Source organism: Paenibacillus agaridevorans (assembly GCF_003112455.1).
GTDB classification, from domain to species: Bacteria; Bacillota; Bacilli; order Paenibacillales; family Paenibacillaceae; genus Pristimantibacillus; species Pristimantibacillus agaridevorans.
The window spans coordinates 446,495-456,211 of sequence record NZ_BDQX01000458.1 but is presented as its reverse complement, the minus strand read 5'-3'; the positions used below and the strand labels follow the sequence as shown (position 1 = coordinate 456,211).

8 protein-coding genes are annotated in these 9,717 nt (G+C 50.7%); 7 read left to right on the top strand and 1 reads right to left on the bottom strand.

Annotation, left to right across the window (positions count from 1 at the left end; all coding sequences use genetic code 11):
• From PAT3040_RS35925 to PAT3040_RS35900, 6 genes are all read left to right on the top strand, one after another.
• Nucleotides 1-459, top strand: a 459-nt coding sequence (locus tag PAT3040_RS35925; protein WP_305778801.1) for an FAD-linked oxidase C-terminal domain-containing protein, incomplete at its 5' end; no start/stop codon positions are given.
• Nucleotides 452-1,822: a (Fe-S)-binding protein gene (locus PAT3040_RS35920; RefSeq protein ID WP_108996352.1), complete on the top strand. Its 1,371-nt coding sequence runs from the start codon at nucleotides 452-454 to the stop codon at nucleotides 1,820-1,822. The genes PAT3040_RS35925 and PAT3040_RS35920, both read left to right, overlap by 8 nt.
• A gap of 833 nt (nucleotides 1,823-2,655) precedes the next feature.
• The gene (locus tag PAT3040_RS35915; protein ID WP_108996351.1) at nucleotides 2,656-4,152 is read left to right on the top strand and encodes a spore germination protein; all 1,497 of its coding nucleotides are present in this window, start codon (nucleotides 2,656-2,658) and stop codon (nucleotides 4,150-4,152) included.
• Between the two features lie 14 nt (nucleotides 4,153-4,166).
• Nucleotides 4,167-5,249, top strand: coding sequence for a GerAB/ArcD/ProY family transporter (locus PAT3040_RS35910; protein WP_108996350.1), 1,083 nt, complete (start codon nucleotides 4,167-4,169; stop codon nucleotides 5,247-5,249).
• On the top strand, nucleotides 5,242-6,402 hold the full coding sequence (locus PAT3040_RS35905; RefSeq protein ID WP_108996349.1) for a Ger(x)C family spore germination protein: 1,161 nt from the start codon (nucleotides 5,242-5,244) through the stop codon (nucleotides 6,400-6,402). Before PAT3040_RS35910 ends, PAT3040_RS35905 begins: the two co-directional genes overlap by 8 nt.
• Before the next feature lie 301 nt (nucleotides 6,403-6,703).
• Nucleotides 6,704-7,366, top strand: a complete 663-nt coding sequence (locus PAT3040_RS35900; protein WP_087567284.1) for a potassium channel family protein — start codon at nucleotides 6,704-6,706, stop codon at nucleotides 7,364-7,366.
• 8 nt (nucleotides 7,367-7,374) lie between these two features.
• On the opposite strand, the gene nagZ is transcribed toward PAT3040_RS35900, so the two are convergent.
• A complete protein-coding gene (nagZ, locus tag PAT3040_RS35895; RefSeq protein WP_181377028.1) occupies nucleotides 7,375-8,706 on the bottom strand; it encodes a beta-N-acetylhexosaminidase in 1,332 nt (443 codons plus the stop codon).
• A gap of 246 nt (nucleotides 8,707-8,952) precedes the next feature.
• On the opposite strand from nagZ, the gene PAT3040_RS35890 reads away from it, so the two are divergent.
• On the top strand, nucleotides 8,953-9,717 hold a 765-nt coding region (locus PAT3040_RS35890), incomplete at its 3' end, for a UDP-glucose dehydrogenase family protein (protein ID WP_146200650.1).

Here is a 9,717-nt window from a genome sequence, read left to right as displayed (position 1 = left end):
CTGCCGGCTCGCCGCAGCGCCTTCACGGCGCTGGCGAGGCTTCGTCCGACGACGATTCTCGAAGACGCGACAGTGCCGCGCTCCCGGATCGCGGATATGGTGCTCCGCATTAACGAGATCGCCCGCAAGCATAACGTGACGATCGCTACCTTCGGCCATGCGGGAGACGGCAATCTGCATCCTACAGCGACGACTGACGCGAGAGACACGGAGGAGGTGCACCGGGTCGAAGCGGCTTTTGCGGAAATTTTCGAAGCGGCGATCGAACTGGGAGGCACCATTACAGGCGAACATGGCGTGGGACTCGTAAAGGCGCCATATCTGGAATGGAAGGTGGGAGCGCCCGGCATCGAGGTGATGAAGGGCATCAAGGCGGCCTTCGATCCACAGGGCCTGCTGAATCCTGGCAAGCTGTTCGCGAAGGAAACGAGAAAAAGGGTGGTGCTGCAGCATGGCTAACGAAACCGTGATGAAGAAGCCGGATATTCGGCATGCCAATCCGCTGGCGCAAACGCTGCTGAACAAGCTCGATTACGACCAGCTCACCAATTGCATGCGCTGCGGGTTCTGCTTGCCGGCATGCCCGACGTTCCGCGAGACGGGACTGGAGCCGGAATCGCCGCGCGGCCGTATCGCCCTGATGAAAGCGGTCGCCGATGGGGTAATGGATCCCGACCAGGTGTTCCAGGATCAGATGAACCATTGCCTGGGCTGCCGGGCTTGCGAGCCTGCTTGCCCCGCGGACGTCAAGTACGGACAGCTGATCGAGCAGGCGCGCGATGCGATCGAGGATCACGCGGAGCATGGTTTGCCGGTGCGCGGACTTCGCCGAGTCATGTTTAACGGTGTATTCCCGAATCGCGGCAAGCTTAAGCTGCTGGGAGGAGCTATGAGCTTTTATCAGAAGTCGGGCCTTCGGAAGTTTGCTCGAGGTACGGGGCTGATGAAGATGTTCCCCAAGCATCTTCAGGAGATGGAGGCGATTTTGCCGGATGCATCCTCGAAGGGCGTGGTGGAGCGGCTTGGGACCTTCTACCCCGCCAAGGGAGAAGCGATTGCCCGCGTAGCGTTGTTCCGGGGCTGCATTATGGATGTCATGTTCGCTGGGACGAACGTAAATACGGTAAAGCTGTTGTCGGAGGCGGGCTTCGACGTCGTCATCCCGGAGACGCAGGGATGCTGCGGCGCCTTGCATGCGCATAGCGGAGAGATGGACGGCGCTCGCGAGCTTGCAAGGACGAACGTGCGCGTATTCAAAGAGGCCGGCGTGGACTATATCGCCTCCAATGCGGGAGGCTGCGGCGCGCTTCTGGTGGAATATGATCATCTGCTAGGCGAGGATGTCGACAGCGATGTGCGGGAAGCTGCGCAATGGTTCGCAAAACGAGTCAAGGATGTGAGCCAGCTTGTGGTGGAAAAGGGGAGAATCCCCGCGTTCGCCGAACTTGCTGCGGAAGGCGGGCAAGGCACGGTTACCTACCAGGATTCCTGCCATCTACGCAACGTGATGAAAGGATCTTCCGCGCCGCGCCAGCTCATGCGAAGCGTGGAAGGCGTTTCCTACGTAGAGATGAAGGAAGCCGACCGCTGCTGCGGCTCTGCAGGCATCTACAACGTGACTCAGCCGGAGATGGCTGGCCAGCTCCTGGAGCATAAGATGGAGCATGCTTGCCAGACGGGAGCGAGCTATATGCTGACAAGCAATCCGGGCTGCCTGCTCCAGATGAAGCATGGGATCGAAAAACACAAGCCGCCTTTCCGCATGGAGGCAATGCATATCGTAGACTACTTGTATGAACGGATACTTCCATCAAAAAATTAAAAAAGCCAGCCGTACCGACGTTTTAATCGGAACGGCTGTTTTTTATATCAATAGTATAAGTTTTCGAGCATTCGAAAACCGAAATTCGATTTGGCGATAAATCTACCTTATGCTTCCGAAGCGGCTTTGCTTTGCAAAGCTGGAGGTCGCTCATCACTGAAAGCCTTCGATAGAGGATTTCTAAAATTATAGGAGAGGGAGTGCTGGTGCTGAAGTGCTGGTGCCAGTGTGCGCCCTTGGAAACTTACACAAACGGTACAATAATTGTACGAAAATACACAATTCAGATGAGGGAAGAGCAAGTTATTCGTACATTTGTACATATATACACAAATATTGATTCAAAGAGGTCCCAAACGAAGATAGGAGGCAAGAATTTGTGTATATTCGTACAATTTGTTGTGCAGAGGCTCCATTGTTTGAGAAATTGGGGAGAAATGCACAAATGTACAGAGAGGCCGATTTTCGGATCATGCCATGCATATCCCCGGCAACGGTAACGACAATGCCCCAGCAACGGTAACGAGTTTCTCTATGGGGGAGCGTGATCCTTAAAAGGATGATCAAGTATAGACCGCCGAGCAGCTTCAGCCATCCAAACGTATCCCTCCGAACGTTATCCCCCTCTCCGCTAAACAGGTAAGATTGCGTATGAACATGTCCTGAATGGAGGGGATATTCATCAAAGATGGATCGCCGTTCGTTAGCTCTGGAACTAATCTTCTGAGTAGTGGGGATAGTGATTCAAGCAAGCATGGAAGGCCGCTCCTGAATGGGACTGTAAAATTTTGCGAATATTAAAGCAACAACCCCTATTAGGAGGCAGGAATCCTATGTCATTGCTCGCCAAATGGTTAAGGCCCGGCAAAGACAACAAAAATGCTACTCATGATGCCGAGTCGATTGAGCAGCAAGCCTTGCTCGAGCAGTATCCAACGCTTAAGATCATGCAAGATTTGTTTGCAGATTGTGCTGACCTCATCCATTGGAGTTGGCCGGAGTCTCAGTTGGATATGCTGTATTTCAGCCATTTGGCAGGCAACGAAGAGTTCGCCAGAGAAATATCCGAACCATTCCGCTCCATTGCGCCGGACGAGATGGAAGAGGTGTTGAGCCGCTCTCAATACAAGCCCGCTTTGGATTGCAGATCAGCGTCGAAAGGGATATTGGACGGTAATGTCTGTTTGTTCCACAAAGGCAGTGCTTATCTCGTAAGCGTCTCTTTGCCGGAGACAAGAAGCATCTCGCAATCGGAGACGGAAACCTCGATCAATGGACCTCATGACGGCTTTGTCGAGTCCGTTCTTATTAATTTGTCGCTTATTCGTCGCAGGATAAGATCAACTCGCCTGAAGGCGCTCAAGCTGCAGGTGGGCGAGGTTTCGAAGACGGATGTTTATCTGTTATATATAGACGGTCTGGCCAATGCAGAGAACGTGCAGGAAATGAAGAAACGAATTGAGCTCGTCGAGATTGATGTCGTACATGACGGCAACATGCTGGTTCAACTGATCGATGATCATCCGAACTCCGTATTTCCGTTGTTTCAGACAACGGAAAGAACGGATGCCATAGCATCCAAACTGGCAGGCGGAAAGATTGTCGTCGTTATGGACGGAAGTCCGTCCGCATTCTCCGCGCCATCGTCTTTTTTTGAGTTTTTTGCCTCATCGGATGACTATTATCAACGTTGGGCGATTGGCACGATGACCAGAATGCTTCGGTTCATCGCCTTTGTCATCACGATCTCTTTTACAGCGCTGTACGTTTCCGTTACGACCTTCCATTACGAGATGATTCCCGAGGACTTGCTCATTACAATAACGCAATCAAGGAGCCGCGTCCCTTTTCCTCCCTTGTACGAAGCGTTGCTTATGGAGATCACCATCGAGCTGCTGCGCGAGGCCGGGGCCAGACTTCCGACAAAAATCGGTCAAACGATCGGCATCGTCGGCGGTATCGTGATTGGGCAAGCGGCAGTGCAGGCTGGACTGACAAGCAATATTTTAATCATTGCGGTAGCCTCCTCTGCGATCGCTTCCTTCGTTATTCCAAGTTATGTGATGAGCGCATCGATCCGGCTAATCCGGTTCGGACTACTATTAATGGCAGGACTCCTCGGGAATTTCGGGATCGTGATGGCAATTGCCATCATCTTCATTCACCTTAGCGGCTTGACTAGCTTAAAATCATCGTATTTGACTCCGGTAGCGCCAATCAACCTTAAAGATTGGCTGGATATCTTCATACGCGCTCCCTTTAGTTGGATACAAGAAAGGCCTTCACAGACCCGCACTCCCAACAAGCGGAAGACGAGGATCAAACAATAAGCGAGGAACCGCATATGAAAGAGAAGTTGTATCCTGTCCATATCGCGATTTTAGTGTATATGATTCAGACGGGAGTGGTCGTGTTTAGCCTTCCGAGGATTATGGCAGAGGCCTTCGGCTACAACGGCTGGTTGATGGTGCCGGTGTTTACGCTGATCGCTGCGCTAAATATTGGTTTGATTGCGGTGGTTTACAGACTGAGCCAAGGAAGGTCTGTTTTTGAAATATTGGAGAGGTCATTGACAAAAATAGGGGCATATCCCCTTTATCTCGTTTTGATTGTCGTTTGGTCGTTATTAGGGTGTATGGTAGCGAAACATTATGTTTATATTTTTCAAACGATGGCGTTTCCCACTATGCATCCTATGCTTTTTAAGCTCCTTATAGATATTGTCGCTTTTTTGTTGCTTATTAAAGGGGTTTATAACATCTCAAAAGCAACGATGTCGTTTTTCGTGTTAACGGCTTGGATGGGCTTGCTGCTTCTGTTTTTTGTCCCGGACTTCGAATTTGCAAGACTAACGCCGTTCTTGCTAAAGGGAGGCACGGAAACGATAAGAGGCGGATTGAACGGATATACGGCGTTCCTGGGCTACGAGTTAACGCTTCTCCTTTTTCCATATGTCAATACCAAAAAGGGTTTTATTAAGGCGGTGCATGCGGGTAATTTGTTGACCGGTGTCTTGTATACCTTGTATGCTTTCGTGGCATTCGGCTTCTATAGTCTTGGGCAGCTTACCGCTTTCCGCTTCCCGATGCTGGATATGTTATCGTATATTCGCCTGCCCTTCGTGGAGCGCATAGAAACGTTGTTTTTTGGTTTTTTCTTCTTTACGGTGTTAATCACAATCGTTATGTATATTTGGGCGAGTACCGAAGCGCTTAACCGGATGTTTCCCAAAGCAGAATCTAAGCTGCTCGCAGCCGTGTTGCTCATCGTCATCTATGGGGTGTCCTGGCTTCCCGATACGTTAAGCAAGGTAGAGATTTGGCTGAAGTGGCTCGGTTACGGCCAAGTTATCATTGCGATCGGTTTGCCGGTTTTCTTGATTCTCATCTTGTTGATTCTGCGAAGAAAGGAGCAGGGGCATGCATAATCGACTCGTTCGAGTGGCAATGATCGTAATTTTATTAGGAGTGCTGGCAGGATGCGGGGATCAGCGCATTCTGGAGAAACAAGGGTTTATCTATTCAATAGGGTACGATTGGCTGGCCAAAGGCAAATCAGCGGAAGGATCCGTGCCTGGCAACAAGGTAAAGAAAGACCAGCTCAGCGTTACGGTCTGGCTGCCCGTTGTCAGCGCCGAGAGCGGCAGGCAGCATCCGTTGATTCTACAAACCGTGGCCAGTACGGGGAAAGAAGGCAGATTCCGTCTAGCCAAGCAGACGGAATTATCGCTCGCGAGCGGACAGATGCGCACGGCTCTATTCAACTTGCAGCTTGCATCCAGAGGAATTATGCCATATTTGGACGGATTCATGCGGGATCCAGCTGTTTCGCAGCGTCTGAAAATCGTAGTTGTCGATGGAACGGCAAATGAAATGTTAAAAAAGGAGTATCCCTCCCATATGAATACGGGGCCATATATCGATCATTTACTGGAAAAGGAAGTCATGAACAACAGGGTTCCTGAATCGACTCTTTATAGCTTTATGCGCGATTATATGGATGACGGCGTTGATTCGGTTGCGCCTATCATTAAGCAGCAGGGAACGCATATCGAAGCTAGCGGCATCGCCTTGTTCGATGGAGACCGTTATATTTCGCGCATCGATAGCGATCAAACCTTAATATTCGCGTTTTTAAAGGGTTCCTTCAAATACGGAGAGATTAATATCGACTTGGCTGATCAAGAAAGAAAAGGGGAAAAAGCAATGTTTAGTTCTCTTGCCGGAAACAGCAAGGTGAAAATCAAAACGTTGCCTGGGGAGCGTTTGTATCGTGCCGATATTAGTATTAAAATTCATGGAATTCTTCTGGAATATTTAGGCGATTTGCAATTAAACATGGAATCGGATAAGGAGCGGTTGGAGAAGGCTATAGCCGCTCACATCAACAATGAGGCTGAAAGCATGGTTAAGGAGCTTCAGAAATTAGGCGTAGATAGTATCGGAATCGGGAAACATGTACGGAATTCGTTAAGTTACAAAGAATGGAAAAATATAGACTGGAAAGCCGTGTATTCGAACATGGACATTCGCTGCAATACGAAAGTGACAATCCAGTCCGTAGGCAAATTCGAAAAGTAGTTTGCCCAGGCCGGAAAACGCGTAAATCGGCCCAAGGACTTCATAATTCGCGATTGGCTGATCCTGGACGCATTGTAAACGTTCTAACGGCATTATTTCAGTGAATCCTAATAATGGTATGCTCGTTTCGGCTTTTACATTTGGTTTCGAAAGGAGTAGCATTAGCAATGAACCAAACACATCAAAGCGCCGAGCCGTGTTCGTATGATTCACGACCGCAGAGCGAATTAACCTCTGTGGTTTTTTGATGTGCATAGGAGTGTAGGGGTTACAGGAATGAGAGAAAAGAGGCTGCGTTACTATGAAAAAACAATTTGTCGTCATCGGTCTGGGGAGGTTCGGAGGCAGCGTCACCAGGACGTTGGTTTCACTGGGCCACGAGGTGATGGGAATTGATCGGGATGAACGCCGCGTGCAAGAATTCGCTCCTGTTCTTGCGCATGTGTATCAGGCGGATTCGACGGACGAGGCGGTCATGAGACAGCTTGGCGTCCATAATATGGACCATGCCATAGTGGCGATCGGGGAAGACTTGCAAGCCAGCATTCTGTCGACGTTGATCCTCAAGGACATGGGCGTCCCGTATGTAACGGCCAAGGCGAACAACGACTACCACCAAAGGGTTCTCGAAGGGCTTGGAGCCGATCAGATTGTGCATCCCGAACGGGACACAGGCATTCGGGTAGCCCATCAGGTAACCTCAAAAAACACGGTGGAATATCTGGAGTTGTCGCCTGAGCATAGTCTTGTCGAAATAATCGCGCCGGATAACTTCTGCGGGCGAACGATCAAAACATTAAACGTAAGAGCAAAGTACGGATGCAACATTATGGCGATCCGCAGGAAGGACAATGAGATGGTCGTAGCGCCGCATGCGGATGATTATATCTATGAAGGAGATTTGCTGGTCGTCATTGGCAAAAATATCGATATTACCCGCTTCGAAAAAGCGATCGGCGGCTGAGGCATGATCTATTGCGCTTGGAAAGCTTTAAGCGAGTCCTCCACAACGGCATTGATCGCTGACGTGTCAACAGCGGGCATGGCGGCGTCCGACAGTTCGTATTTCGCTTTCAGGCTTAATACGCGATAGACGCTTTCGTCCAATCGCTCCTGCGAGATGACGCCGTCCTTAACGGACTTAATGACGGCGTCCAACGCTTCCTGCTGCAGCTTGTATTCATGACAGACGAGCAAGATGTCCCCTCCCGCCAATATCGCCTCTACCGCAGCTTTACCCACGCTAATGCCGCCGGTTAAACCTTTCATCGTCATATCGTCGGTTATGATGACGCCATCGTAGCCAAGCTGCTCCCTCAGCAAGCCGGTGATGACGGCAGGGGAGATCGACGCGGGATTCTCCGCATCCAGCTTCTTCATCAGCAGATGGCCGACCATAATCGCATCCACATCTTTTTTAATAGCCTCTTCGAAAGGAAGCAGCTCGAAGTTTTTGAGCTCATTCAAGCTTTTGTTCACGACGGGCAGCCCCTTATGGGAATCAACGGAAGTGTCTCCGTGTCCGGGGAAGTGCTTTGCGACTGCTGCGACGCCTTGCGAAGTGATGCCCTCCATCATGGCCAAACCATGGAGACTGACGGTTTCGGCATCGCTGCCGAACGAACGGTCTCCGATGACGGGATTGTCGGGATTGCTATTGATATCAAGCACGGGCGCAAAGTCCATATTAAAACCGAGCGAACCGATCTTTAGTCCAAGCGAGGAACCGATCGCTTCCGTATATTTCGGATTCTGTTTGCTTGCGATCTGGCGCGCGGTCGGAGTCTTGTCGAACTCGGATGGCAGCCTGTTGACCTTGCCGCCCTCTTGATCGACGCTTAGCCACAACGGCACAGAGTCTGGCACAGCCTCGTTGGCAGCCTTTAACTGATTAAGCAGCTTCAACGTCTGATTCGCGCTTGTTATATTGTCTTTAAATAGAATGAACCCTCCGACATGGTAGTTCTGGATAAAAGATTCCGTCGACTTGTCCATCGATTTGCCTTCCAGACCGATGATAGCCAACTGCCCTACCTTCTGCTCAAGCGTCATAGCTGCAATCTGTTCCAGAATGGCTTTATCGCCCGTCTGAGGCGACGTATTCGGATTTAAAGTCGACGCAGGACCTTCGGCGGAAGCACTCGGGCTTTCGGACGGCGAGCTCTCCGGAGTCGGCTGAATGGTTGCCGGAGGCGACTCGGAAGGCTTTACCGACTGCGCTGAGTTGCCGCATCCTGACAGCAAGGCTGTTGCCACCAAACCTGCGGTTATCATAGCTTTTACGGATAGGATCCCCTTGCGCATATGCATCTCCTCCTGTTTGATTTTTGAACAACCTTTGTCAGTGTGTTCTTATATTTTAGCCCTCCGTTAGGCCGAAGGCAAATAACGAATCGGTCACGTCATGATGCTTTCAGAATAGGCGAACGGAAGCCGAAAGCCCGGTCCTAGGTTAAATTATTGTAAATGCAGATAGTGATACGCCGTTTCCATTCCTTTTCTCTCTGCACATGATATTGTACCTATGGTGTCTGGAGAGGATGCGTATTCATGAGGATTTGTATCATTGGAGCGGGCTATGTCGGCTTGACTACAGCTGCTGTGTTATCTGATCTTGGACACAAGGTCAAGTGCGTCGACCGCGACGAAACCAAGATTAATGCCTTGGAGCAGGGCGTTATCCCGATTTATGAGCCTGGATTATCCGAACTGGTCGTTCGCAACAGGAAAGAGGGCAGGCTGACGTTCAGCTCCGACGTGGCGGCTAGCATGGACGAACATGAGCTGATTATGATTGCAGTAGGGACGCCTTCGGCCGCGGACGGGAGTGCAGATCTCGTGTACGTAAGAAGCGTGCTTCTGGCGTTAAGCACCGTGCTTCATACCCATAAAGTCATTATTATGAAAAGTACGGTGCCTCCGGGTACAGGCGTATGGGCGGAGGAGTTCCTCCTGGGACTTGGCGTGCCCGGCACGCTCTTTGATATCGTGTCCAATCCGGAATTTCTGCGCGAAGGCACGGCGATCCACGATACGCTCAATCCCGATCGTATCGTTATCGGCAGCAGGAGCGTCGATGCGGCCGAGAAAGTGCGGGCCATCTATAATGGGATCGAAGCGGAGACGGTGTGGACGGGACAGACGGAGGCCGAGCTGATCAAATACGGTTCCAATGCGTTCCTGGCGACAAAGCTTTCTTTTGTAAACGAGTTGGCGCGCGTCTGCGACGTATTCGGCGCAGATATTATGCAGGTGGCCGAAGGCATAGGCAAGGATACGAGGATCGGAGGCAAATTTCTGCAAGCCGGCATCGGG

Coding starts and splice junctions, on each gene's coding strand:
- PAT3040_RS35905 (WP_108996349.1), top strand. CDS start 5,242: ATGCATAATCGACTCGTTCGAGTGGCAATGATCGTAATTTTATTAGGA.
- PAT3040_RS35910 (WP_108996350.1), top strand. CDS start 4,167: ATGAAAGAGAAGTTGTATCCTGTCCATATCGCGATTTTAGTGTATATG.
- PAT3040_RS35900 (WP_087567284.1), top strand. CDS start 6,704: ATGAAAAAACAATTTGTCGTCATCGGTCTGGGGAGGTTCGGAGGCAGC.
- nagZ (WP_181377028.1), bottom strand. CDS start 8,706: ATGCGCAAGGGGATCCTATCCGTAAAAGCTATGATAACCGCAGGTTTG.
- PAT3040_RS35915 (WP_108996351.1), top strand. CDS start 2,656: ATGTCATTGCTCGCCAAATGGTTAAGGCCCGGCAAAGACAACAAAAAT.
- PAT3040_RS35920 (WP_108996352.1), top strand. CDS start 452: ATGGCTAACGAAACCGTGATGAAGAAGCCGGATATTCGGCATGCCAAT.